Annotated in this window: 22 protein-coding genes and 2 tRNA genes; 6 read left to right on the forward strand and 18 right to left on the reverse strand. The window is 67.3% G+C overall.

From position 1 onward, the window contains the following. Complete coding sequence (locus ACHL_RS13855) at positions 1 to 642, forward strand: winged helix-turn-helix transcriptional regulator (protein WP_015937905.1); 642 nt, start codon at positions 1 to 3, stop codon at positions 640 to 642. Between the two features lie 54 nt (positions 643 to 696). Here ACHL_RS13855 and ACHL_RS13860 read toward each other — a convergent pair whose 3' ends face one another. From ACHL_RS13860 to ACHL_RS13905, 11 genes are all read right to left on the reverse strand, one after another. Next, positions 697 to 1638 (reverse strand): aldo/keto reductase, encoded by a 942-nt coding sequence (locus tag ACHL_RS13860; protein WP_015937906.1) that lies wholly within the window; start codon positions 1636 to 1638, stop codon positions 697 to 699. A 34-nt stretch (positions 1639 to 1672) separates the two neighbouring features. After that, the gene (locus ACHL_RS13865; protein ID WP_015937907.1) at positions 1673 to 3385 is read right to left on the reverse strand and encodes a glycoside hydrolase family 13 protein; all 1713 of its coding nucleotides are present in this window, start codon (positions 3383 to 3385) and stop codon (positions 1673 to 1675) included. 134 nt (positions 3386 to 3519) lie between these two features. Then, entirely contained in the window at positions 3520 to 5091 is a 1572-nt protein-coding gene (locus ACHL_RS13870) for a Na+/H+ antiporter (RefSeq protein ID WP_015937908.1), read from the reverse strand. 15 nt (positions 5092 to 5106) lie between these two features. Next, positions 5107 to 5763 carry an SDR family oxidoreductase gene (locus ACHL_RS13875; RefSeq protein WP_015937909.1) on the reverse strand — a complete coding sequence of 219 codons (657 nt, stop codon included), beginning with the start codon at positions 5761 to 5763 and terminating at the stop codon, positions 5107 to 5109. Positions 5764 to 5779: 16 nt separating this feature from the next. After that, positions 5780 to 6355: a dihydrofolate reductase family protein gene (locus ACHL_RS13880; protein WP_015937910.1), complete on the reverse strand. Its 576-nt coding sequence runs from the start codon at positions 6353 to 6355 to the stop codon at positions 5780 to 5782. A gap of 3 nt (positions 6356 to 6358) precedes the next feature. Further along, positions 6359 to 6493, reverse strand: a complete 135-nt coding sequence (locus ACHL_RS24840) for a hypothetical protein (RefSeq protein WP_015937911.1) — start codon at positions 6491 to 6493, stop codon at positions 6359 to 6361. A gap of 33 nt (positions 6494 to 6526) precedes the next feature. Continuing rightward, positions 6527 to 7327 carry a membrane protein insertase YidC gene (gene yidC / locus ACHL_RS13885; protein ID WP_015937912.1) on the reverse strand — a complete coding sequence of 267 codons (801 nt, stop codon included), beginning with the start codon at positions 7325 to 7327 and terminating at the stop codon, positions 6527 to 6529. Positions 7328 to 7409: 82 nt separating this feature from the next. Continuing rightward, positions 7410 to 7483 (reverse strand) — tRNA-Met (locus ACHL_RS13890). 61 nt (positions 7484 to 7544) lie between these two features. Continuing rightward, positions 7545 to 7616 (reverse strand) — tRNA-Thr (locus ACHL_RS13895). A 366-nt stretch (positions 7617 to 7982) separates the two neighbouring features. After that, a complete protein-coding gene (locus ACHL_RS13900; protein ID WP_015937913.1) occupies positions 7983 to 10067 on the reverse strand; it encodes a DEAD/DEAH box helicase in 2085 nt (694 codons plus the stop codon). A 407-nt stretch (positions 10068 to 10474) separates the two neighbouring features. Next, positions 10475 to 11131, reverse strand: coding sequence for an MOSC domain-containing protein (locus ACHL_RS13905; protein ID WP_015937914.1), 657 nt, complete (start codon positions 11129 to 11131; stop codon positions 10475 to 10477). 140 nt (positions 11132 to 11271) lie between these two features. Between ACHL_RS13905 and ACHL_RS13910 the strand changes: the two genes are divergently transcribed. The 4 genes from ACHL_RS13910 to ACHL_RS13925 are packed head-to-tail and all read left to right on the forward strand — an operon-like array spanning position 11272 to position 15804. After that, positions 11272 to 11913 carry a hypothetical protein gene (locus ACHL_RS13910; protein ID WP_015937915.1) on the forward strand — a complete coding sequence of 214 codons (642 nt, stop codon included), beginning with the start codon at positions 11272 to 11274 and terminating at the stop codon, positions 11911 to 11913. A gap of 2 nt (positions 11914 to 11915) precedes the next feature. Beyond that, complete coding sequence (locus ACHL_RS13915; protein ID WP_015937916.1) at positions 11916 to 13127, forward strand: glutathionylspermidine synthase family protein; 1212 nt, start codon at positions 11916 to 11918, stop codon at positions 13125 to 13127. Then, positions 13124 to 14617, forward strand: coding sequence for an APC family permease (locus ACHL_RS13920; protein ID WP_015937917.1), 1494 nt, complete (start codon positions 13124 to 13126; stop codon positions 14615 to 14617). Before ACHL_RS13915 ends, ACHL_RS13920 begins: the two co-directional genes overlap by 4 nt. Next, positions 14614 to 15804, forward strand: a complete 1191-nt coding sequence (locus ACHL_RS13925; protein ID WP_015937918.1) for an acyl-CoA dehydrogenase family protein — start codon at positions 14614 to 14616, stop codon at positions 15802 to 15804. Before ACHL_RS13920 ends, ACHL_RS13925 begins: the two co-directional genes overlap by 4 nt. A 141-nt stretch (positions 15805 to 15945) precedes the next feature. Here the strand turns inward: ACHL_RS13925 and ACHL_RS13930 are convergent, their stop codons facing one another. The 5 genes from ACHL_RS13930 to ACHL_RS13950 all read right to left on the reverse strand — a co-directional run bounded on the left by ACHL_RS13930 (position 15946) and on the right by ACHL_RS13950 (position 21343). After that, positions 15946 to 16716, reverse strand: a complete 771-nt coding sequence (locus ACHL_RS13930; protein WP_015937919.1) for an SDR family oxidoreductase — start codon at positions 16714 to 16716, stop codon at positions 15946 to 15948. Between the two features lie 36 nt (positions 16717 to 16752). After that, the gene (locus tag ACHL_RS13935) at positions 16753 to 18171 is read right to left on the reverse strand and encodes an MFS transporter (protein ID WP_015937920.1); all 1419 of its coding nucleotides are present in this window, start codon (positions 18169 to 18171) and stop codon (positions 16753 to 16755) included. Beyond that, positions 18168 to 18674, reverse strand: coding sequence for a winged helix-turn-helix transcriptional regulator (locus ACHL_RS13940; protein ID WP_015937921.1), 507 nt, complete (start codon positions 18672 to 18674; stop codon positions 18168 to 18170). The genes ACHL_RS13935 and ACHL_RS13940 overlap by 4 nt, the downstream gene beginning before the upstream one ends. Positions 18675 to 18726: 52 nt before the next feature. Continuing rightward, positions 18727 to 19890 carry a cystathionine gamma-synthase gene (locus ACHL_RS13945; RefSeq protein ID WP_015937922.1) on the reverse strand — a complete coding sequence of 388 codons (1164 nt, stop codon included), beginning with the start codon at positions 19888 to 19890 and terminating at the stop codon, positions 18727 to 18729. 67 nt (positions 19891 to 19957) lie between these two features. After that, a complete protein-coding gene (locus tag ACHL_RS13950) occupies positions 19958 to 21343 on the reverse strand; it encodes a cystathionine beta-synthase (protein ID WP_015937923.1) in 1386 nt (461 codons plus the stop codon). A 59-nt stretch (positions 21344 to 21402) separates the two neighbouring features. On the opposite strand from ACHL_RS13950, the gene ACHL_RS13955 reads away from it, so the two are divergent. After that, positions 21403 to 22590, forward strand: a complete 1188-nt coding sequence (locus tag ACHL_RS13955) for an SLC13 family permease (protein WP_015937924.1) — start codon at positions 21403 to 21405, stop codon at positions 22588 to 22590. A gap of 38 nt (positions 22591 to 22628) precedes the next feature. Here the strand turns inward: ACHL_RS13955 and ACHL_RS13960 are convergent, their stop codons facing one another. Together ACHL_RS13960 and ACHL_RS13965 are read right to left on the reverse strand one after the other, a co-directional pair. Then, positions 22629 to 23006 (reverse strand): DUF1304 family protein, encoded by a 378-nt coding sequence (locus tag ACHL_RS13960; RefSeq protein WP_015937925.1) that lies wholly within the window; start codon positions 23004 to 23006, stop codon positions 22629 to 22631. Positions 23007 to 23036: 30 nt separating this feature from the next. Beyond that, positions 23037 to 23471 carry a VOC family protein gene (locus ACHL_RS13965; RefSeq protein ID WP_015937926.1) on the reverse strand — a complete coding sequence of 145 codons (435 nt, stop codon included), beginning with the start codon at positions 23469 to 23471 and terminating at the stop codon, positions 23037 to 23039. Positions 23472 to 23478: the final 7 nt, after the last annotated feature.

The following is a 23478-nucleotide window of genomic DNA, read 5'->3' on the forward strand; positions in this document are numbered from 1 at the left end:
ATGGCAGCGCGGGACTACGGCCAGTATTGCGGCGTCACACGGGCCCTTGAGCTCGTGGGCGAACGCTGGGCCCTGCTCATCGTGCGTGACCTCCTGGTGGGGCCGCGCCGCTATGGCGAACTCGCCGCGGGACTTCCGCGGATTCCGAGCAACATCCTGGCGGCGCGGCTCAAGGAACTGCAGGCGGCCGGCATCATCCGCCGGGTACCGCACTCGCGCGTCATCGTGTACGAACTGACTCCGTACGGCAGCGAGCTGGAGCCGCTGGTGCTGGCCCTCGGCGCTTGGGGCTTCAAGGCCATGGGCGAGCCCCGGGAGGACCAGGTCATCACCCCCGACTCCATGACCATGGCGCTGCGCACGGCATTCCGTCCGGAGGTGGCCGCCGGCTTGCCCCCAACCTCCTATGCCGCGGAGTTCGGCCCTGCCACCCTGCTGATCCGCGTGGACGGCTGCATCCTTGCCGTAGACCGCGGGAACGGCCCTGCCGACCTCGCCTTCTCCGCCGGGCCTGCTGTCCGCCGGCTCATTTCCGGCGAGCTGGCGCCGGGCCGCGCCATTACCACCGGAGCGGTTAAGGTCCTGGCCGGCAGCGGCGACCTCCTGGAGCGCTTCGCCACCACTTTCCACCTGGCCGCCTAGCTCCAGCTACGGCACCCGTGCTGCCGTCGCCTGGACCGCCGCCGCCCCGACCGCTCAGGGGATGTTGCTCCCCCGCGCGGTGACCCACAGCCGGTACCAGTCCGCGCGGGTCAGGGCTTTGGCAACGCGGGCCGCGTCCGCGCACGCTCTGATGCGGCCGGGGTTGACGGTGCCAATCACCGGTGCGATGCCCGCAGGGTGCTTCATCAGCCACCCCAATAGGACCGACTCGCCGGACGTGCCGTGTTCGGCTGCCAGCTCCGCGACCAGCTCGGCGGTGGCGGCTTCCGGCGATGCGGGGCTTTCAGGTTCAGCTCCGGTGTAGAGGCCACGGGCCAGCGACCCGTAGGCCTGCAGCGTGATGTTGTTGCGTGTGCAGTACTCCAGCGTGCCGTGCGGAAAGCTGTAGTCCAGGTGTTCGGCATGGTTGACCAGAACCTGGCTTTCCAGCCACGCCCGCTTGAGCAGGCTCATCTCCAGCTGGTTGGCCACCACGGGAGTCTCGAGCCGGTCCTGCAGCACCTCAATCTGCGCTGCCGACATGTTCGAAACACCCAGTTGCCGCACCTTTCCTTCGGCCATGAGCTGCCCGACGGCGGAGGCCACCTCAGCGGGGTCGGCCAACGGATCCGGCCGGTGCAGCAGGAGGACGTCCACGTAGTCTGTCCGGAGCCGTTCCAGGCTGCCGTTCACACGCTCCAGGATGGCGTCCCGGCTGAGGTCATAGTGCGTCTGCAGGCCGCGTTCGTTCAGCCTGATGCCGCACTTGGTCTGGAGGCGGATTTGCCCGCGCAGGCCCGGGGTGGAGGCAAGCACCTCGCCGAAGACGGCCTCGGACTTCCCGCTGCGGTAGATGTCGGCATGGTCGAACAGGGTGATGCCCGCGTCCAGCGCCGCCTGGACGGCAGCTGCTGCCTCGTCCACATGGCCGGGGCCATGCGGTTCGTCGGTCCAGCTGCCGCCCAGGCCCATGCACCCGTATATGAGTTCCTGCATCAGGAATTCACGTCCGGCCGTCCGGCGGTCATTCTCAGCGCAGCCATGCGGTGGTGTTGGCCGGCAGCTTTCCGTCTTCCAGCGCCGCGCTGCTGACCAGGACCTCACCTGCGGGAAGCGCCACGGCCACCTTCCCGAAGTTGGTCACGGACTGCCAGCCGTTGGGGCGCTTGAAGTGCAGGATGTCCGGGCTGCCGCTGTCCACCCACTCGAGCTCCTCGCCGGTCTGCAGTTCCCGGCGGAGCTTCAGCGCCTTGCGGTAGAGCTCCAGGGCGGAGCCTTCGGTACCGTCCTCCGCCTCCACGGCGTACTTGCTGAACCAGTCAGGCTGGGGAAGGTGGGAGCCGCCCTCGCCAAACCCGAACGATGTGCCCTCAACTTTCCAGGGCAGCGGCACCCGGCAGCCGTCACGGCCGATTTCCACGCCCTTATTGCGGAAGAAGGACGGGTCCTGGCGCTCCGATTCGGGGATGTCAGCCACTTCCTGCAGGCCGAGTTCCTCGCCCTGGTACAGGTATGCGGAACCGGGGACGGCCAGCATCAGCAGCGTCGCCGCCCGGGCCCGGCGTTCGCCCAGTTCGACATCCAGCTGATCGGCGGGGGCGCCGGCCAGCAGCCAGTCCTTGCCGTCCTGGCCCTTCGCACCGGCCTTGGCCTTGGCGATCTGGGGCAGCCCGTAGCGGGTGGCGTGCCGGACCACGTCGTGGTTGGAGAAGACCCAGGTGGAGGAGGCCCCGGTGGCGGCGGCTTCGGCGAGGTTGCGGGTGATGATTTCCCGGTACTCGGCGGGGTCGAAGTCAGCCTGCAGCAGGTCGAAGTTGAAGGCCTGTCCCAACCCCTGCGGGCTGGCGTAACGGGCCCGGCGGCTGGCGTGCACCCAGGCTTCGGCGACGGCCGTGCGCGGCGGGTTGTACTCGTTGAAGACCTCGCGCCATTCCGTGTACACCTCGTGGACTTCGTCGCGGTCCCAGAACGGGTGCGTGCCGTCGTCGAAACCGTCCACGCCCGTGTTGGCGGCGCTCAGTTCCAGCTTGGACAGCAGCGGCTCAGTGAGGTCCTTGGTGAGGGCATGCGCAACGTCGACGCGGAAGCCGTCCACGCCGCGGTCGGACCAAAAACGGAGGGTCTTCAGGAAGTCGTCGCGGATTTCGCGGTTGGCCCAGTTCAGGTCCGGCTGTTCCTTGGCAAAGATGTGCATGTACCACTGGCCCGGGGTGCCGTCCGGTTCGGTGATCCGTTCCCACGCAGGGCCGCCGAAGACCGAATCCCAGTCCGACGGCGGGAACTCGCCGTTGGGACCCTTGCCGTCGCGGAAGATGTACCGGTCGCGGGCCGGGGAGCCCTTTGGCGCGGCGAGCGCCTCCTTGAACCAGTCGTGCCGGTTGGACGAGTGGTTGGGGACGATATCGGCAATCAGTTTGATGCCGGCGTCGTGCAGCGCCTTGGCCATGGCGTCGAAGTCCTCGAGCGTGCCCAGCTTGGGGTCCACGTCGCGGTAGTCGTCCACGTCGTAGCCGCCGTCCGCGAGGGCAGAGGGGTAGAACGGGCTCAGCCAGACGGCGTCAATGCCCAGCGCCTTCAGGTACGGAACCTTGGCGGTGATGCCGTTCAGGTCGCCGATGCCATCGCCGTTGGAGTCGGCGAAGCTGCGCGGGTAGATCTGGTAGACGGAGGCCTGTCGCCACCAGTTCGGATCGGACAGGCGATCGGAGTCGGACAGGGTTGCCAGGGTGGCGGTGGTGGACAAGGAGGATCCTTTTCTGCTGGTCGCGGTTTTTATATTGGATCTAAATTTACTTGCCTGAACATTATCTGGTGCTTTGCCCCGGGAGGTCAACAGTGCTGGCCGGGGCCGCTAATGGTTCCGGCGCTGCCGTCCGGTCACTCCGGCATGATCATGGTCCGCAGGTCCAGCTGGCGGAGCACCCGGTCCGCCACCTCGGGGTCCATGTCAGGCTCGCTCCGCGCGGCCACCACTTCCTGCCGGGCTGCGTCCAGGGCGATGGTCTGGACAGCGATGGCCAGTTCCCGCCCACGCTGGCGTTTCTCCGGCAGGGACTCGTTCCGGAGGCTGCCGTCCAGGAGTTCGGCCTGCAGCCGCTTCATCCTCGCCTTGACCAGTTCCACTTTTTCGGGCGGCAGGTCCTTCATGAGGTCGTGGTCCTTGAGTGCTGCGACGGCGGCACCCTGGGCGCGCTTGGCCAGCAGCCGTGCAGCATCGCGTTCCTCCGACCCGTCGCCGGTGGCCTTCAGGACCCGCATCAGCCACGGCAGGGTCAGCCCGGGCATGACCAGGGTGGCGAGCAGGACGGCGCAGGCGATGACCAGCAGGTAGTCCCGGCCCGGGAACGGGCTCCCGTCCGCCAGGGTCACCGGCAACGCCAGGGCGAGGGCCAGCGTTGCCAGGCCGCGCATGCCGCACCACGTCAGGATGACCACTTCCTTCAGGGACGTGGGCTGCAGCAGGTTCCGCCGTTTCCGGGCTCCGAGGGCCAGCACCGCCAGCCACAGGAACCGCACGGCGAACACCAGGACGCAGACCACCAGGGCCACGCCGATCATGCCGAAGATTGCCGTTCCTTCGTCCCTGATCACGTGCCGGATTTCCAGGCCCACCAGCCCGAAGGCCAGCCCGGTGACCAGGAGCTCCACCACATCCCAGAAGGCGTTGCGGGTAACCCTCTCGGCGGCGTCCTGCGGGCGGGAGTGCCGCTGCATCTCCAGGGCGGTGACCACCACGGCGATCACGCCCGAGGCATGCACTTCCTCGGCCAGGATGTACGCCGCGAACGGCACAACGAGCGTGATGGCACTGCGCGCCACCATCGAGTTCACCAACCGGTACGCGAGGGCAATGACCCAGCCCATGGCGACGCCGACCACCACGGCGAGTGCCGCGCCCACCACGAACTTCAGGACGACGTCGGCCTCCACTTTGGTGCCGCCCACGGCCGCCGCGACGGCCGCCTGGAAGATGACGATGGCCGCGGCGTCGTTGAACAGCCCCTCGCTTTGCAGGACGGCGGTGAGCCGGCGCGGCATGTGCACGCGGCTCGCCACCGATTCGACGGCCACCGGGTCCGGCGGTGCCACCATGGCGCCCAGGGCGATGGCAGCGGGGATGCCGATCCCGGGGATCATGAGCCACGCGGCGCCTGCCACCGTTGCTGTGGTGATGACCACCAGCGCCACGGCCAGCATGATCAGCGTCCGCCACCGGACCCGGAACACGGCCCAGGAGCTCCGCTGGGCCGTGGCGAACAGCAGCGGCGGCAGGAAGATCGGCAGGATCAGTTCCGGCTCTATTTCGAGGTCCGGGAATCCCGGAATGAAGGTCAACGCCACCGCAAGGAGCAGCATCAGGACCGGGTACGGCAGGCGCAGCCTGTCCCCCAGCCCCACAGCTGCAACGGTGGCCAGGAGGAGCCCGATAATCAGCGCCAGCTGGTCCATCTGCTGCGGTTCCGCTTAGGCCTGCGGCTCCAGTGCTGCCGCCACCGGAAGCGACCCGTCACGGAATTCGATGGTCCGGCCCGCGGTTTCGGGCAGGTCCAGCACCGCTGCGGCCACGATTGCCGTATTGGCACGGGATGTTTCCCCGCCGCCTTCCTTGGGCGGGTTGACGTCGATGCGGCCCGAGCCCGGCTTCTCCGTCAGGGAACCGGGGCCAAGGATGGTCCACGCCAGGTCCGTGCCGCGGAGGTACTCGTCCGCATCCGCCTTGGCTTCGGCGTAGGCGTAGAAGCTGTTGTCCGCCGGCACCCCATGGTCCTTGCCGGCGCCCAGGTAAGACACCATGACGTACCGGTTCACTCCGGCCTGCGCTGCCGCATCCATGGAGCGGATGGCCGCGTCCCGGTCCACGGCGTAGGTGCGGTCCGGGTTGCCGCCGCCGGCTCCGGCCGACCACACCACGGCGTCGTGGCCCTGCAGTGCTTCGGCGATGGCCGGCGTCGGGGCGTTTTCCACGTCCAGGACCGACGGTGTGGCACCGGTTGCCGTGACGTCGGCGGCGTGGTCCGGGTTGCGGATGAACGAGGTGACGCTGTGGCCTTCCCGGGTGAGGAGGGTGGACAGGTGCAGGGCCACTTTGCCGTGGCCGCCAATGATTGCGATTCGGGTCATGGACCCATTCTGCCCCCTAGCCAGAGTTCCCACTGAGGCTGCGGTAGCGGAGGTACATCACACCGTTTCCGAACCGGCGCTCCTCGAGGAGTTCGAGGTTGAGCTCCAGGCCTTCCGGGAAGAAGCGCAACCCGCCGCCCACCACCACCGGGCTGACGAACACCTGGCACTCGTCCACCAGCCCTGCCGTGAGTGCCGCAACCGCGATGGTGGCGCCGCCGATGCCGATGGTCCCGTCCGCCCCGTCCTTGAGCATCTGCACGGCTTCAGGATCGAACCGGCGCTCGATTCTGGTCCGCGGCGTGGCGGGGCGTTCCAGCGTGGTGGAGTAGACGATCTTGTCTGCCGCGCGCCAGATCCGGGAGTAGTCCTGGATGACCGGCGCCTCGTCCGAGGGTGGCGCGCCGAAGGTTTCCCAGGCGGACATCACCTCGTACATCCGCCGCCCGTACAGGTAGGTGCCGGCGTCCCGTTCGAGGTCGTTGACGAAAGCGTGGACTTCCTCGTCGGGGACGCTCCAGTCAAAGTTGCCGTCCCGGTCCGCCAGGTAGCCGTCCAGCGAAATGAGCCCGGAGTAGATGAGCTGCGCCATACCTTAGGCCCTTCCCGTACCGGAGGAGGGCAGAGGCGAGAGCAGTGCTGCCTGCAGGCCGTCCGCCTCGGTTTCGGGAATCATGCGGAGGATGGTCATGGCTTGGTCCTCGGGCAGGGCGATGGCTGACGCGCCCATTGTTGACCTGGACCGGGCTTTTGTAAACAGCCCTCAGGCCTTGCGGGTCACCAGGTACTGCTGGCCAAGCGTCCAGAGGTTCGACACTGTCCAATACACCAGGACACCGATGGGAAAGAACGCCCCGCCGGCGGCGAAGACCAGCGGCAGTGCCACGAGGATTGCCCGCTGCTGCCGCAGCAATGGCGCGGGGACATCCGGCCCCAGTGCGGTGCGCGCTGTCACGAGCTTCTGCGTCAGGAACTGGCAGGCCGTCATTACCAGGATCATGGCCAGGGCGAGCACGGCGACGGCGGCCGGGTCTCCTCCGCCGTGCAGCAGGGAGGCGGACAGCGGCGCACCGAAAATGGTGGCCGAGTTGAACTGCTCCGCCTGGGCGGCCGCCATGGCGCCGATGCCCGTGCCGCGTCCCACGGCGTCCGGGATGCCGGCGAGCACCTGGAAGAGGCCCAGGAAGAACGGCGCCTGGATCAACAGCGGCAGGCAGGCGGAGAACGGGTTGGTGCCGTGCTTCCTGTACAGGGCCATCTGCTCCTGGGCCATGGCCTGCCGGGACTGCTGGTCCGTCCTGCCTGCATACTTCTCCTGCAGTGCCTTGAGGTCAGGCTGCAGTTGACGCATGCGGCGCTGGGCCCGCACCTGTGCCAGGAACACGGGTATCAGCGCGGCGCGGACCACCAGCACCAATCCGATGATGGCCAGCGTCCAGGTCCACCCTCCGTCCGAGGGCAGGCCCAGGGCGGCCAATCCGTTGTGGAAGGCCACCAGTACGGCGGACATCAGCCACCTGAAGGGCTCCATGACCTGCGCAACAACGTCCACCGATTCCCCCATCCGACAGTTGCTGCAAAACTACTGCCGTTCGGACAAACAGGAAAGCCCCCGGAATCTCGGGGGATTCCGGGGGCTTAGCCTGTAGCGGTGGGGAGGCTCGATCTCCCGACCTCACGATTATGAGTCGTGCGCTCTAACCAACTGAGCTACACCGCCACGAATGAGAAAAACCTGCGTCAAGCCGGTCAAAACCGCCTTGACGCAGGCCCTCATTCAGAGCCCCCCACCGGAATCGATCCGGTGACCTCGTTCTTACCAAGAACGCGCTCTACCACTGAGCTAGGGGGGCAACGAGTAAATACTCTACCGGAAGATTTACGCACCAACAAATCGGCCCGAACGGTTGCCCGGGCGGCCCGCAACAGTTGCGATTCTTCGGCCAAGCACCTTCGAATTCCCCGGAATTACAGGGTTTCCAGGCCTGCGCCGGGCTTAGCGGACGACGGCGGAAGGCGCCTTTGGGAGCCTCCCGCCGCCGCTTGGGGTACCGAATGTGTCCAGCCCCACATGCAGCCGGAGGGGCCGGCCACGCCTGCGGACCTCCCGGGTGCGGAACCGGGCCGGCGCGGACAAAGGTTCCGGGCGCTTAAACGGCGATGGGCCGGCTCGAAAGCCGGCCCATCGCCGTCGTGCATGGATCTAACCTGCGGAAGGTTTACCACTTGCCCTTGCGGTTGAAGTCGCGGTGACCGCTGTCGCCGCCGCTGCGGGGCTTGCGGGAGCCGTCGCCGTGGCCGCCGAAGCGGGAATCGCTGGACTGGCCGCGGCTGTAGTTGTCCGAACCGAAGCTGCGCTCGGAACGCTCACTGTATGAGCGGCCGCCGCGGTCCGCCGACGAACGCTCGCCGTCGTTCTTCCGGAATTCCTTCTTGAACCCGCCATTGCCCTTGAAGTTGCCGCCGCGGTCCCCACCACGGTTGCCCTGGTAGGCGCCACGGTCACCCGAGGGCTTGCGGCCGTTGTCCAGTTCGAGGTGGATCAGCTCGCCGCCGATCCGGGTGCGGGACAGTGCCCGCAGCTGCTCGGGGCTCAGGTCCGCGGGCAGTTCCACCAGGGAGTGGTCCGAGCGGATGTCGATGCCGCCGATCTGCGCGGAGGAGATGCCACCCTCGTTGGCGATGGCGCCCACGATCGAACCCGGCATGACACGCTGGCGGCGGCCCACCGCGATGCGGTAGGTGGCGTTGCCCTCGGTCAGCTGGCGGGAGGGGCCACGGGAGCCGAAGCCGTCCTTGGAGCGCTCGCGCTTCTGGAAGTCGGGAGCCGCAGCCAGTTCCTTGACCAGCAGCGGCTGTCCGCCCTGGGCCATGACGGCCAGTGCCGCAGCGATTTCTGCTGCCGGCACCTTGTGCTCTTCTTCGTAGGAAGCGATGAGGTCGCGGAACATCGAGACGTCCTCGGAGGCGAGGGTTTCCGTGATGCGCTCGGCGAACTTGCCCAGGCGAAGCGTGTTCACCGTTTCCGCGGTGGGCAGGTGCATCTGCTCCACGGACTGGCGGGTTGCCTTTTCAATGGCGCGCAGCAGGTACTTCTCGCGGGGCGTCATGAACAGGATCGCGTCACCGTTGCGGCCGGCGCGGCCGGTGCGGCCGATCCGGTGCACGTAGGACTCGGTGTCGTGCGGGATGTCGTAGTTGATGACGTGGCTGATGCGCTCCACGTCCAGGCCGCGGGCCGCGACGTCGGTGGCCACGAGGATGTCGATCCGGCCTTCCTTCAGCGCGTCCACGGTGCGTTCGCGCTGCTGCTGCGGGATGTCGCCGTTGATGGCGGCAGCCTGGAAACCGCGGGACTTCAGCTTGTCAGCCAGGTCCTCGGTGGCCATCTTGGTGCGCACGAAGGCGATGACGCCGTCGAACTCTTCAACCTCGAGGATGCGGGTCATGGCATCCAGCTTCTGCGGGCCCATGATCTGCAGGTAGCGCTGGCGGATGTTGGTGCCCGTGGAAGTCTTGGTCTTGACCGAGATCTCGGCGGGGTCATTCAGGTACTGCTTGGACATCCGGCGGATCTGGCCCGGCATGGTGGCAGAGAACAGCGCCACCTGGCGGTCCTCCGGCGTCTGCTGGAAGATCTGCTCCACGTCTTCAGCAAAGCCCATCCGCAGCATTTCGTCGGCCTCGTCCAGCACCAGGTACTGCAGCTCGGACAGGTCCAGGGAACCCTTGGAGATGTGGTCGATCACGCGGCCGGGGGTACCCACAACAACCTGGGCGCCGCGGCGCAGGCCGGCCAGCTGGGGTCCGTACGCGGAGCCGCCGTACACGGGCAGGACGGTGAAGTCGTCAATGTGCTTGGCGTAGGAGGTGAAGGCCTCGGCCACCTGGAGCGCCAGCTCACGGGTGGGGGCGAGGACCAGGGCCTGGGTCTTGCGGGACGGGCCGTTGAGGTCGTGGAGTTCAGCCAGGCGGGACAGTGCCGGCACTGCGAATGCTGCAGTCTTGCCGGTACCGGTCTGCGCCAGGCCAACAACGTCGCGGCCTTCGAGCAGCAGCGGGATGGTGGCAGCCTGGATGGGCGAGGGCTTCTCGTATCCAACATCCTGCAGGGCAGCCAGGACGCGGCCGTCGATGCCGAGATCGGCGAACTTGACGGCGTTTTCGTCAGCGTCGGCACCGGCTTTGGCGTCAGTGGAGTCTCCGGCGTCAGCTGCGGGAGCGGCAGCCGGGGCTGCTTCCTCGGTGGCGGGGTTTGCTGCCTCGACGATGACGTCGGTGGTTTCGTTCTGGTTTTCGGGCATAGGGAGATATTCCTCATCCATAGGGGGCCAGGCGGCACTACCCGGGGGTGAGCGGAGCCGCAGTACGCGTGCCGTGGGTGCCGGGCAAACGTTGACCGGCCGGTCACAGAAGTCCGGCGCTTTCGCAATCCCGTGGCAGGACTTCGCGCTGCATCTCTTGGCTGCTATCCCAGCAGTCTGTACAGCGTTTTCTTTAGCCGGCTCTCCCTATGAAAATGCCCGCATCGCTTGCGCGGGCCCCAACACTTGCCAGTCCTGCCTCAAAAATTGGGCAGGAATAAGGGATTTCCGGAGTGGGGGATGTTTCAAGTGTAAGGTATGCGCGCCCCGCGCTGGTAATCCAACGGGCGACGACGGCGGTGAGGTTGCGCACATGGCGCGGCCGCAGCGCGTACTGCGGCCCGGCGCTACTGCCCCAGCCGGCGCAGCAAAGCCTCGAACTTCTTGCCGAACTCGGGCTGCTGGAGCCTGATCTCGCCGTCGGCCTCGGCATCCCGGAGCGCCTCCATGGACTCCAGGTCCGGATCGCTGAACCACTTGCCCACGGTGACACCGTGCCGCGGAACGTACGTGCGGTGGATGTGGTCTCCCGCCTGGATGCTGCCGGTCCTGATGACCCGCAGGTAGGCTCCCACCCGCCCTTCGTCGGTGAAACGCTTGACCCACTGGCGCTCCCCCAGCCGCCGTTGGAACGTGGCGCACGGCGTACGCGGAGAAGTCACCTCCAGTTCGACATCCAGCCCGATCTTCCACCGCTCCCCGATCACCGCCGAGGTGGCATCAATCCCGGCCACCCGGAGGTTCTCGCCGAACTCGCCCGGCGGAACATCCCGCTGCAGCACGCCGCCCCAGTAGTCCGCATCAGCTTGGGAATACGCGTAAATGGCTTGGTCCGGGCCGCCGTGGTGGACACGGTTGGCCTGGATGTCACCCGTCAGTCCCAGCCGGTGAACCTTGACCGGCCCCTCGGCCGGGCGCTTGTCGATGGCTGTCACGCCCACGTTGGAGGCGTCCGGCAGGAGCTGGTGGACGCGGCAGACGGCAAGCAGTGAAGCGGTTTCCATGGCTCCAGTCTAGGGTCCGCCCGTTTGGGCCGCCCTGTGGGCAGTTCTCCCCTGTTTTAGGCTCGCAGCGGGCACCGGCAGGGACTACGCTGATGTGCAGATCACAACTTGGGGTGCAGCGCTGTGCCCAATTCACGTGGATGACTGAGGGGGACGCCGTGGATCCAGACGACAAAGGTCCAAAGAACGGGCCAGACAACCAACCGGGCAGCAACGGCGGGCCCGGCGACGGTGCTCCTTCCCCAAATGGGGGCAATACCCCCAAACCTCCTCCGTGGCAGGTTCCCAAGCCGGAGCTTCGCCCGGACCTCCTCAATGAACCCGTCACACCCGTGGACCCGTTCGCCCGGGACCGGGAGAAGCAGCAGAACGAGGCAGCAGCCCGGAAGAAGCGCTCCCAGCGGCGCACCGTCGTGGTCGGCCTGGGCGTGACGGCCCTGCTCGCCGGCACCATCACCGCCGTTGTGGCCAGTAACCAGGACGATCCCGAGTACGCCCAGGTGTGCTTCAACGACGAAACCGGCGAGCGCGTCGAGGACCGCAACTGCGACAGCTCCTCCGGACGCAGCGGCGGCCTCTACGCCTGGTACTTCTACTCCCGCGGTGCCTCCGTCCCCGCCGTGGGCCAGAACCGGTCCACGGCGCCCAACTACACCCGGACCATGCCCAGCGGCGCGAAAGCCTCCACAGGCTACAGCAGCAAGGGCGGCACGGTCAGCCGCGGCGGCTTCGGCACCAGCGCCAAGAGCGGCACCAGCGGCGGCAAGAGTTCGGGGGGCTGAGCGTGAAGCGGTTGCTGTCAAACCCACGCCCGGGCTGGAAACAGAAAATTGAAGAACAGGGCCTGGTCTTCTCCACCACCACCATGGATGACGGCCGGAAGATCGAGTACTGGAACGAGTCCGCCTACTACGAGTTCACCGAAGATGAGGTGGAGCGGCTCGAGGAGACGGCCGAGGAGATGCACCGCAAGTGCCTCGAGGCTGCCAAGTTCCTGGCCAGCGGCGCCATGGGCCCCATCGGTATCGGCCCGCAGGCCCTCGAGCTGGCCGCCGAATCGCTCCAGGCGGGCGACGTTGACGTCTACGGCCGGTTCGACTTCATCTACGACGGCCGGGGCGGCCCGGCCAAGATGCTCGAATACAACGCGGACACCCCCACCGGCCTGATCGAGGCTGCCGTGGCCCAGTGGTTCTGGCTCCAGGACGTGTTCCCGGAAAAGGACCAGTGGAACGGCATTCATGAAGCGCTGATCCGGCAGTGGAAGAAATTCCAGTACCGCACCGGCATGTCCACCCTGCATGTGGCCCACTCCGAGGTGGAGGAATCCGGCGAAGACTGGATGACGGCGGCCTACATGCGGGACGCCGCCAGCCAGGCCGGCTGGACCACCATCGGCATCAACATGTCCGACATCGGCTGGGACCCCAACCTGAACCGGTTCGTGGACATGGACAACTTCATGATCAGCACCATCTTCAAGCTCTACCCGTGGGAGCTGATGATGAAGGAACCGTTCGGACCCCGCCTGCTGGAACGTGCCCACAACCCGCGCTGGGTGGAACCGGCATGGAAAATGCTGCTCTCCAACAAAGCGCTCCTCGCCGCGCTCTGGCACCTCTACCCCAACCACCCCAACCTGCTGCCGGCCTACCTGGACAATCCCGGTCCGCTGAAGGAGTGGGTGGCCAAGCCGCTGCACGGCCGCGAGGGCGACAACATCAAGATCCACGCGCCGGGAATCAGCCTGGAACAGCCCGGCGGGTACGGCCGCGAAGGCTGGTGCTACCAGCAGTACCATCAGCTGCCCGACTTCGACGGCAACCATCCCGTCCTGGGCCTGTGGGTGGTGGACGGCGAATCCGTGGGTTGCGGCATCCGGGAATCGGACGGGCCCATCACGGACTACTTCTGCCGCTTCGTCCCGAACACCATCGACGCGCCCGCACCGCTGGGCGCCGGAACTTCCTCCAGCAAGGCAGGTATCACCCTATGAGCACAGACATGACGACGGCGGGAGGCCAGGGCGGCGCGCCCGGAACCAACGTCCAGGCCAAGGGCCTGCGCGCCGGCATCCTGGACCTCGGCGACTCCGTCATGCTCGGCCTCGCCTCCACGGCGCCGGTGTACTCCCTGGCGGCGACGCTGGGCCTGATCGTGGCGGTCAACGGCAACTACACCCCGCTTGTATTGCTGCTCGGGTTCATCCCGGTCCTGTTCATCGCCTATGCCTTCCGGGAACTGAACAGTGCCATACCGGACTGCGGCACCACGTTCACCTGGTCGCGGCGGGCGTTCGGCCCCTGGGCGGGCTGGATGGGCGGCTGGGGTGTGGCGCTCGCCGGCATCGTGGTGCTGGCGAACCTCGCCCAGGTGGCGGGGCAGTACCTGTGGCTGCTTATCGGTGACGGATCACTGGCCCAGAACAAGCTGGTGGTTACCGGCACGGGTGTGCTCTTCATCGCGCTCATGACCCTGGTGAATTACCGGGGCATCCGGCTGGGTGAGCACGTGCAGCGGGTCCTGACGTATGTGCAGTACATCGCGCTGGGCATCTTCGCTTTGGCGATCGTGATCAGGATCGTGGGCGGCCCGCCGGAGGGGCAGGCGTTCGACTTCGAGTGGTTCAACCCGGTGGGCGCCTTCGCCGATCCCGGGGCCGTGGTGCACGGCGCCCTCCTGGCCCTGTTCATCTACTGGGGCTGGGACACCTGCCTGGCCCTGAACGAGGAAACCGAAAATCCGTCAAAGACCCCCGGCAGGGGCGCCGTGATCTCGGCGTTCGTCCTGGTGGCCATCTACGTTTCCGTGGCGCTGCTGGTCATGATGTACGCCACCGTGGGCAGCGACGGCATTGGCCTGGGCAACGAGGCCAACCAGGACGATGTCTTCCTGGCCATGAAGGACGTGGTGCTGGGCCCGTGGGGCTGGCTGATCGTCGTCGCGGTCCTGGCCTCCGTGCTGTCCTCCACCCAGACCACCATCCTGCCCACGGCCCGCGGCACGTTGTCGATGGGCACGCACGGCGCCCTGCCGCCCAAGTTCGGCGAGGTGCACCCGAAGAACCAGACTCCGGGCTTCTCCACCAAGGTGATGGGCATCGCGGCCGGGGCGTACTACGTGGCCATGAGCTTCCTGAGCGAGAACCTGCTGGCCGATTCCATCAGTGCCATCAGCCTGTTCATCGCGTTCTACTACGCGCTGACCGGTTTCGCCTGCTTCTGGTACTTCAGGGGTACCCTCCGCGAATCGGCGCGCAACCTGTGGTTCCGCGGCATCTTCCCGCTGCTGGGCGCACTGCTTCTCACCGCGGCATTCTTCATCTCAGCCGTCCAGATGTGGGACCCGGCCTACGGCGATACGCAGATCTTCGGCGTGGGCGGTGCGTTCGTCAGCGGCGTGGTACTGCTGGCCCTGGGCGTGGTGCTCGCCGCCGTCTGCCGGTTCCTGCCCTCCACCCGCGGCTACTTCCTGGCGAAGCGATGACCCGTGACCCCCTGACCGCCGGCGCATCGGACATCCTGGACCTCGACGCCCTGCTCAGCGGGGAGGAACTGGCGCTGCGGCAGAAGGTCCGGGACTTCACGGTCCAGCGAATCAAATCGGACATTGCCCGGTGGTACGAGGACGGCGTCTTCCCGGTGGAACTCGCGCCCGAACTCGGTGAGCTCGGCGTGCTGGGCATGCACCTGGAGGGCTACGGCTGCCCGGGCCGGACCGCCGTCGAGTACGGCCTGGCGGCCATGGAGCTGGAGGCAGGCGACTCCGGGATCCGCACCTTCGTTTCGGTCCAGGGCTCGCTGGCGATGACCGCCATCCACACCTGGGGCTCCGAGGAGCAGAAGCAGGAATGGTTGCCGCGGATGGCCGCCGGCGAAGTGATCGGCTGCTTTGCGCTGACCGAACCCACTGCCGGTTCCGATCCGTCCTCCATGGCCACCACGGCCACGCGTGACGGCAGCGGGGACAACGCAGGGTGGGTACTCAATGGTGCCAAGCGCTGGATCGGGCTGGCGTCCGTGGCCGGAGTGATTGTGGTGTGGGCCATGACCGACGACGGCGTCCGCGGCTTCCTGGTCCCCGCAGGCACCCCCGGCGTTACCGCCACGCCGATCGGGCAGAAGCTGTCCATGCGCGCATCGATCCAGTGCGACATAGCGTTCGACGGCGTCCGGCTGGGTCCCGAGGCGCTGCTTCCGGGCGCGTTTGGCCTGCGCGGCCCGTTCACCTGCCTGAACGAGGCCCGGTACGGCATTGCCTGGGGTGCCATGGGTGCGGCCCGTGACTCCTACGAAGCGGCGTTGGCCTACTCGCAGGACCGACTTCAGTTCGGCAAGCCGCTGGCTGGCTACCAGCTCACGCAGGAGAAGCTGGTGAACATGCTGGTGGAAATCCAGAAGGGAACACTGCTGGCACTGCACCTGGGCCGGCTCAAGGACGCCGGAACCATCCGGCCCGAGCAGATCTCCCTGGGCAAACTCAACAACGTCCGCGAGGCCATCAAGATCGCCCGCGAAGCCCGCACCATCCTGGGCGGGAACGGCATCACACTGGACTACCCGCCGCTGCGGCACGCCGCCAACCTGGAGTCGGTGCGCACCTACGAGGGCACCGACGAGGTCCACACCCTGATCCTAGGCCAGCACATCACCGGCCTGCCCGCCTTCCGTTGATCCCTCCCCAACTAGGTAGCAGTAGATGTCGTTTTGGGTGCCCAAAGCGACATCTACTGCTACCTAGTTGGGAGGGGAGTTGGGAAGGAGGGGAGTTGGGAAGGAGGGGAGCCGGGAAGGACGGGCCTTGCGGGGGTGCGTCTAGGCCGAGAAGCCGCCGTCGGCCTTGATCAGCTGCCCGGACACCCAGCGGCCCGCCGGCGACAGCAGGAACGCCACGGTCCCGGCGACATCGGCAGGGGTTCCCAACCGTCCAGTGGGCTGGCGCGCTGTTCCTGACTCTCGCACCTCATCGGACATCCAGCCGGTGTCCACCGGGCCGGGATTGAGGACGTTCGCGGAAATACCCAGGGGTCCCAGCTCGCGTGCTGCGGCAATAACGATCCGGTCCAGCGCCCCCTTGGACGCGCCATAGGGAAGGTTGAAGGCTGTGTGGTCACTGGTCAGCGCAACGATCGCGCCGCCGTCGTCCGTTGCCTGCCGTGCGAAGGCGGCGATTAGCTGCCAGCTGGCCCGGGTGTTGACGGCGAAATGCCGTTCAAAAGATTCGAGGCTGGTATCGAGGATGCCGGAGTCCACGGACTCGGCGTGGCTGAGCACCAGGCCGTGGAGGGGCCCGGCCAGCTCGACGGCCTCCGCAACCAGGCGCTCCGGCACCGCCGGATCCTGCAGGTCCGCCGACAGGACGTGGACCTGGGCCCCAATGGCTTCGAGCTCGGCGGTCAGCCGGACTTCATCCTCGGGATCACTCCCCCACGGCATCCGGCCGTCGTACTCCCGCCAGCCTGCGAGCACCAGGTCCCAGCCGTCGGCCGCGAGCTGGCGCGCGATTCCGGCGCCGATGCCCGCCAGCCGGCCGGCACCCGTAACCAGGGCAACGTTGCGGGCAGGGACCGGGGCCGTGGATTCCATGCCTCCCAGCCTAGCCGCGCCGGGCAGGCACCCCGTTCACGCCGCGATGTGCTCCGCCCCGGCCTGCGCTTCCCCGGCACCGCGGTGCTTCCGGATGGTGGCGCTGATGACGGCCGCGATGGTGCACATGGCGGCGGCACCCAGCCAGGCATAGGTGTAATGCCCGGTGGCGTCCCGGAGCGCACCTGCGGCCAGCGCTGCGGCGGCGGCCCCCAGCTGGTGAGCCGCGAACACCCAGCCGAACACCACGCTGCCGTCCGCACCAAAGGTTTCGCGGCAGATGGCAGCCGTGGGCGGCACGGTGGCCACCCAGTCCAGCCCGTAGATCACCACGAACACGATCATGCTGGGCTGGACTTCGGCGCTCAGCAGCAGCGGGAGCACCAGCAGGCCGATGCCGCGGAACTGGTAGTAGACGGCCAGCAGGATGCGCGGGTTGAACCGGTCCGTCAGCCACCCGGAGGCGATGGTTCCGAGGATGTCGAAGATCCCGACGACGGCCAGCAGGCCCGCGGCGGTGGTCTCCGGCATGCCGTGGTCGTGCGCGGAGGGGATGAAGTGGGTGCCGATCAGGCCGTTGGTGGTGGCGCCGCAGATCGCGAAGCCGGCAGCCAGGGCCCAGAACGTCCTGACCTTGCTGGCCCGCCGGAGCACCTGCAGGGCGCGGACAGCAGCGTTGGCGCGCGGACCGGGGTCGGCGGAACGCTGCGCCCCGGCCGCTGCCGGTGACTGTGCTGCCGGTGGCTGTGTCTGTGCTGCCGGTTCGGCGCCGTAGGGCAGGACGCCGGCCTCAGCGGGCGAGTTCTTGAGGAACTTCAGCACCAGCGGAACAACGGCCAGGGCCCCGGCGGCGATCAGCAGCGAAGCCTGCCGCCAGCCCGGGTCCTGCGCGAGCATGGCGATGAAGGGCAGGAAGACCAGCTGGCCCGCGGCGCTGCCGGCCGTCAGGATACCGATCACCAGTCCGCGGCTCCTGGTGAACCAGGTGTTGGCGATGGTGGCGGCGAAGACCAGTGCCATGGAGCCGGTGCCCAGGCCGATCAGCAGGCCCCAGGTCAGCAGGATCTGCCAGGACTGGTTCACCAGGACGGTGAGGGCGCTGCCCATGCCGATCAGCACGAGTGCCGTGGCAGTCACGGCCCTGACGCCGAAGCGTTCCATCAGGGCGGCGGCGAACGGTGCCGTCAGGCCGAACAGGACCAGGTTGATGCTGACCGCCGCGGACAGGACGGTAGTACTCCAGCCGAATTCATGCTGCAGCGGGACCATGAGGACACCCGGCGCTGCGCGGAATCCAGCTGCGCCCACCAGTGCGAGGAAAGCCACGGCCGCCACGATCCAGGCGGGGTGCAGCCGGCGGGGAGGACGTGCCTGCTCCGTGCCGTTGGGGCGTTCCGGGGCGTTGGCCGCTTCCCGCTCCTCGGGGACGGCTGCTTCGTCGGGCAGGGTGCTCATGCTGCGGTTCCGTTGTGGGTGGCAGTGGCAAGGGCCACGGGCGTTTCGGACCGAGTCTGGCTGTGCCAGCTGGTGTTGGCGGCGGTGAGCTGCTGGCCGCAGGAGGTGCAGGTATCGGCGGATGTGGTGCGCTGCCCACAGCCCGAATGGATGACGAACATGTGGGCCTTTTCCGATGGCGCCGGCAAGTGCTTCTCCGCCCAGATCGTCACGGCATTCAGGACCGGGAGGGCGTCCTCGCCCTTGGCGGTGAGGACGTACTCCTGCCGGGTGCGACCGCCGTCGTCGTACGCCTGCTTCGCCAGCAGCCCGGCCTCCACCAGCCCGGACAGCCTCTTGGTAAGGACGGAATCCGCCGCCTCCAGGCGGGCCTTCATGGCGTCGAAACGGCCGTTGCCGAAGAACACCTCACGGAGGACCAGGATGGTCCAGGGGTCCCCCAGGATATCCAGCCCGCGGGCCATGCTGCAGTTACGTTGGGACCAGTCGGAACGAAGTGGCATGCCGGAAACCCTAGCTGACTTCTTTCAAGAAAGCCAGGGTTTCCGGTGCCGTTCAGGGGATCGAGGAGAAAGCCTGCTCCAGGTCAGCCACCAGGTCCTCTTTGTCCTCGATGCCGCAGGACAGGCGCAGCAGGTTCACCGGCACGGCGAGCTCGGTGCCCTTGACCGAAGCGTGCGTCATTTCGGACGGGTAGTTCATCAGCGATTCGATGCCGCCCAAGGACTCGGCCAGGGTGAACACCGAGGTGGATTCGGCCACCTTCCGGGCCGCCGCCTCGCCGCCCTTGAACTGCACCGAGACCATCCCGCCAAAACTGCGCATCTGGCTCTTGGCCAACTCGTGGCCGGGGTGGGACGGCAGCCCCGGGTACAGGACGGCCTCGACTTCGGGGCGTTCCAGCAGCCATTCGGCCACGGCCTGGCCGTTCTCGCTGTGCCGGTCCATCCGCACGCCCAGGGTCTTCAGGCCGCGGGTGGTGAGGAACGCGTCCATTGGCCCGGACACCGCCCCCACGGCGAACTGCACGAAGCCGATCTTGTCCGCCAGCTCCGCGTCCTTGACCACCACGGCGCCGCCCACCACATCGGAGTGGCCGCCGATGTACTTCGTGGTGGAGTGGACCACTACGTCGGCACCCAGGGCGAGCGGGTTCTGCAGGTAGGGAGACGCGAAGGTGTTGTCCACCACGAGGAGGGCCCCGGCGTCGTGCGCTATGTCCGCGAGCGCTGCGATGTCCGTGATCTTCATCAGGGGGTTGGAGGGCGTCTCCACCCATACGAAGCGGGTCTTGTTCGCGGCGACGGCGCGGCGGACGGTGTCCAGGTTGGCCATGTCCACCGGGGTGTTGCCGATGCCCCAGTCGCCCAGCACCCGGCTGATCAGCCGGTAGGTGCCGCCATAGGCATCGTTGCCGAGCACAATGTGGTCCCCTGGCCTGGTCAGGGCACGGATCAGCGCATCCTCGGCGGCCAGGCCCGAGCTGAAGCTGTAGGCGTGCGTTCCCAGTTCCAGTGCGGCCAGCTGCTCCTGCAGGGCATCGCGGGTGGGGTTGCCGCCGCGGCCGTACTCGTAGCCGCTGCGAAGGTTGCCGATGCCGTCCTGCGCATACGTGGAACTGAAGTGCAGCGGCGGGACTACGGCCCCGGTGCGGGGCTCGAAGGCCTGGCCCGCGTGCACCGCGCGGGTGTTGAAACCTTGGTTTTCCTGCAGGGACATGGTGCTCCTTCCAATTGGCGGTTGAGCGTGCCGAAACCCGGGTTTCGGCACGCTCAACCGCCGGATATTAGTTGCTGAGGTACGCCAGAAGGTCGTGCCGGGTGAGGATGCCGATGGGGGCACCAACGAACGTGACCATGACGGTGTCCACGTCGGAGAGCAGTTCGCGGGCCGCCGAGATGCTTTCCAGCGATCCGATCACGGGCAGCTTGGGACCCATGTGTTCGGCGATCTTGTCCGTCAGCTTGGCTTCGCCGCGGAAGAGCTTGGCTGTCAGGGTGCGTTCGTCCACGGCACCGAGGACCTCACCCATCACCACCGGCGGTTCCTGCGAAAGCACCGGGATGTGGCTGACGCCGAACTCGTTCATGATGTTGATGACGTCGCGGACGGACTCGTTGGGGTGGATGTGCACCAGGTCCGGCAGTTCACCGTTCTTGGACTTGATGACCTCGCCCACGGAGGTTTCCTCGCCGCCGGACAGGAAGCCGTACGAGCGCATCCATTGGTCGTTGAAGATCTTGGCGAGGTACCCGCGCCCGGAGTCGGGCAGGATCACGACGACGACGGCTGATTCGGGGAGGTCCTTCGCCGCCTGCAGGGCGGCCACCACGGCCATCCCCGACGAGCCGCCCACCAGCAGTCCTTCCTCGCGTGCCAGCCGCCGGGTCATGGCGAAGGAGTCTGCGTCGGTGACGGCGATGACCTGGTCCGGGACGGACTTGTCGTAGTTCGCAGGCCACATGTCCTCCCCCACACCCTCGACGAAGTACGGCCGGCCGGTACCACCCGAGTAGACCGAACCCGACGGATCCGCTCCGATGATCCGGACCACGCCGCCGTCGGACTCGGGACGGTCCGCCGAAACCTCCTTGAGGTAGCGGCCCGTGCCGGTGATGGTGCCGCCCGTGCCCGCCCCGATGACCACATGGGTGACCTTGCCGCCGGTGTCCTGCCAGATCTCCGGACCGGTGGTCCTGTAGTGGCTTCCCGGTGCGGCGGGGTTGGAAAACTGGTCCGGTTTGTAGGCGCCCGGCGTTTCGCGGACCAGCCGGTCCGAGACGCCGTAGTAGCTGTGCGGGCTGTCCGGCGGCACCGCGGTGGGCGTCACCACAACCTCGGCGCCGTACGCCTGCAGGACCGCCCGTTTGTCCTCGCCCACCTTGTCCGGGACGACGAAGATGCACTTGTAGCCCTTCTGCTGTGCCACGAGGGCCAGGCCCACCCCGGTGTTGCCGGAGGTGGGTTCGATGATGGTGCCGCCTGGCTGCAGTTTGCCTTCCCGTTCGGCGTCTTCGACCATCTGCGCCGCAATGCGGTCTTTGATGGACCCGCCGGGGTTCAGGTACTCAACTTTCACCAGGACGGTGGCCCTGATGCCCTCGGTCACGTGGTTGAGTTTGATGAGCGGGGTGTTGCCGATGAGGTCCAGGATGGACTGGGCGTACTTCATAGGTATAAAGCTACCGCTTCCTGCACGCGCCACCCGGCCGGGGGTGCGACGATAAGGCGGTGAAGCAGTTCGCATGGGCCAAGGCTGCCCGCAGTTACCTGCTGCCGGGTGCCGCGCTGGCGGCAGGCCTGGCAGCCCTGGCCACAGGCATACTCCCCCTTCCGGCCTTCAATGAACTGGCCGGACGGACGGTGCCCATCCTGGGCTTTGTCCTGGCCATGTCCCTGGTCACCGAACTGGTGGACGAGGCCGGGCTCTTCCGGGCCGTGACGGGAAGGCTCGCCGCCCTCGGCCGGGGCAGGGTCTTTACCCTGTGGCTGCTGGTGATCGCGCTGGCCACCGTGTCCACGGTGTTCCTGTCCCTGGACACCACTGCGGTGCTGGTGACGCCCGTGGTTGTCCTCCTGGCCATGCATGCCGGAATTCCGCCGCTGCCGTTTGCCCTGACCAGCATCTGGCTGGCCAACACCGCTTCGCTGCTGCTGCCCGTGTCCAACCTGACCAACCTGCTGGCCCAGGAGCGGCTGGGGCTGAGCCCGGTGCAGTTTGCCGGGCTGGTGTGGGCTCCGGCGGTGGTGGGTTTGCTGGTCCCAATTGCCCTGCTGTGGCTGGCCTTCCGGCGCGACCTCCGGGGGCAGTACCGGCCACGGCCCGTCCGTCCGGCCCGGGACCGGACCCTGCTGGCGATAGCCGCGGCCACGCTGCTGGTCCTGCTGCCGGCGCTGGTCTCCGGCCTTCCGGTCCAGTACCCGGCGCTTGCTGCGGCGGTTTTCCTTACAGCTGTGTTCGTCTGGCGCCGGCCGGCAGCGCTGAAGTGGTCCATGGTGCCGTGGCGGCCCCTGATGCTGACCGCCGGGCTGTTCATGCTGATGGAGGCCCTGCATGCCAATGGCCTCACCGCCCTGCTCGATGGCGTGGCGGGTTCCGGTGAGGATCTTCCTGCGCTCCTTCAGCTGGCCGGCGTGGGCGCGGGCGCGGCGAACGTGGCCAACAACCTGCCGGCCTACCTGGCCCTGGAGCCCGTTGCAGATTCCCCGGCCCGGCTGGCGGCGCTCCTGATCGGGGTCAACCTTGGGCCTCTGGTCAGCCCGTGGGCGTCCCTGGCCACGCTGCTGTGGCACGAGCGGCTCCGCGTGCTCAACGTCCCTGTCAGGTGGGGCGGTTTCGCGCTGGCCGGGCTGGTGGCGGTGCTGCTGACGCTCCCCCTCGCCGTCCTGGCACTGTGGTCCGTCTCGGGGATGCACTGATTCGTACGTTCCCCACACAGTGACTGCATGGGCGATGGTCAGGCGGCAAACATCAGCCAGAGAATGATGGCCGGTAGGAAGGCCTGTCCGATCCCGCTAAGCCAGAGCCTTGGTTCACTGATGACCAGCACAGCTCCGAGGATTGCATGGGCGATGCACATCATGGCCACGATAGTCCGGCCTGTCGCGACGTCCCCGGAGTTGGCAATGACCACCCCGGCAATCCCGAACAGTCCCCAAACAATGTTGTAGAACCCTACGTTCACCGTCCACAGCCGAACAGCTCCGGTGTCCTCAGGCTTGATCAGGAAAATTGGGTAGAGCCGCGGATTTTTGTAGGCGAAGGCTTCCAGCAGGCCCACCGAAACGAGGGTCAGCCCGGTGATAATTGCCAGCACCTGGATCAGTGTGCTCATGCGTGGCGTTCCTGGCTCGGCGGCGGGCTGCTAGGTGCCGTCCGCCGTTGCCTGCCCTGCCTCGCCAGCTTCACTTGCCTCGTTGGCGGGAAGGTTTTCCCACAGCCCCATGACGTTGCCTTCGGTGTCCCTGAAATAGGCGAAGTGCCCCATGCCCGGGATGGTCTCCTTGGCCCGCACCACCGCTCCGCCCAGCGATTCGACGGCCTTGAGGGTGGCGTCGATGTCCGGTACGTCCACGGTGATCACGGGAGAGGCCAGGTCCGCTTCCCGGTCCATCATGCCGCCGTTGATGGCGCCCGGCTCCGTGGGCCTGCCCGAGGAGTCCATCGGCGTGGTGGTCACGTTGGTGTAGTAATCCATCCCCGGCACCGGTTCCAGCGTCCAGCCCAGTGCCTGCCGGTAGAACTCCGCTGCCCGTCCGCGGTCGTCCGCGGGGATTTCGAAATGCACTACTCCGCCCATGGCGTCT

Source organism: Pseudarthrobacter chlorophenolicus A6 (assembly GCF_000022025.1).
Classification (GTDB): Bacteria; Actinomycetota; Actinomycetes; order Actinomycetales; family Micrococcaceae; genus Arthrobacter; species Arthrobacter chlorophenolicus.

Bases quoted from the DNA above. Each gene is read 5' to 3' on its own strand.
- ACHL_RS13950 (WP_015937923.1), bottom strand. From the start codon at position 21,343: ATGAAGTACGCCCAGTCCATCCTGGACCTCATCGGCAACACCCCGCTC.
- ACHL_RS13965 (WP_015937926.1), bottom strand. From the start codon at position 23,471: ATGGGCGGAGTAGTGCATTTCGAAATCCCCGCGGACGACCGCGGACGG.
- yidC (WP_015937912.1), bottom strand. From the start codon at position 7,327: ATGGGGGAATCGGTGGACGTTGTTGCGCAGGTCATGGAGCCCTTCAGG.
- ACHL_RS13940 (WP_015937921.1), bottom strand. From the start codon at position 18,674: ATGCCACTTCGTTCCGACTGGTCCCAACGTAACTGCAGCATGGCCCGC.
- ACHL_RS13875 (WP_015937909.1), bottom strand. From the start codon at position 5,763: ATGACCCGAATCGCAATCATTGGCGGCCACGGCAAAGTGGCCCTGCAC.
- ACHL_RS13920 (WP_015937917.1), top strand. From the start codon at position 13,124: ATGAGCACAGACATGACGACGGCGGGAGGCCAGGGCGGCGCGCCCGGA.
- ACHL_RS13905 (WP_015937914.1), bottom strand. From the start codon at position 11,131: ATGGAAACCGCTTCACTGCTTGCCGTCTGCCGCGTCCACCAGCTCCTG.
- ACHL_RS13900 (WP_015937913.1), bottom strand. From the start codon at position 10,067: ATGCCCGAAAACCAGAACGAAACCACCGACGTCATCGTCGAGGCAGCA.
- ACHL_RS13945 (WP_015937922.1), bottom strand. From the start codon at position 19,890: ATGTCCCTGCAGGAAAACCAAGGTTTCAACACCCGCGCGGTGCACGCG.
- ACHL_RS13960 (WP_015937925.1), bottom strand. From the start codon at position 23,006: ATGAGCACACTGATCCAGGTGCTGGCAATTATCACCGGGCTGACCCTC.
- ACHL_RS13935 (WP_015937920.1), bottom strand. From the start codon at position 18,171: ATGAGCACCCTGCCCGACGAAGCAGCCGTCCCCGAGGAGCGGGAAGCG.
- ACHL_RS13870 (WP_015937908.1), bottom strand. From the start codon at position 5,091: ATGGACCAGCTGGCGCTGATTATCGGGCTCCTCCTGGCCACCGTTGCA.
- ACHL_RS13910 (WP_015937915.1), top strand. From the start codon at position 11,272: ATGACTGAGGGGGACGCCGTGGATCCAGACGACAAAGGTCCAAAGAAC.
- ACHL_RS13925 (WP_015937918.1), top strand. From the start codon at position 14,614: ATGACCCGTGACCCCCTGACCGCCGGCGCATCGGACATCCTGGACCTC.
- ACHL_RS13880 (WP_015937910.1), bottom strand. From the start codon at position 6,355: ATGGCGCAGCTCATCTACTCCGGGCTCATTTCGCTGGACGGCTACCTG.
- ACHL_RS13860 (WP_015937906.1), bottom strand. From the start codon at position 1,638: ATGCAGGAACTCATATACGGGTGCATGGGCCTGGGCGGCAGCTGGACC.
- ACHL_RS13930 (WP_015937919.1), bottom strand. From the start codon at position 16,716: ATGGAATCCACGGCCCCGGTCCCTGCCCGCAACGTTGCCCTGGTTACG.
- ACHL_RS13855 (WP_015937905.1), top strand. From the start codon at position 1: ATGGCAGCGCGGGACTACGGCCAGTATTGCGGCGTCACACGGGCCCTT.
- ACHL_RS24840 (WP_015937911.1), bottom strand. From the start codon at position 6,493: ATGGGCGCGTCAGCCATCGCCCTGCCCGAGGACCAAGCCATGACCATC.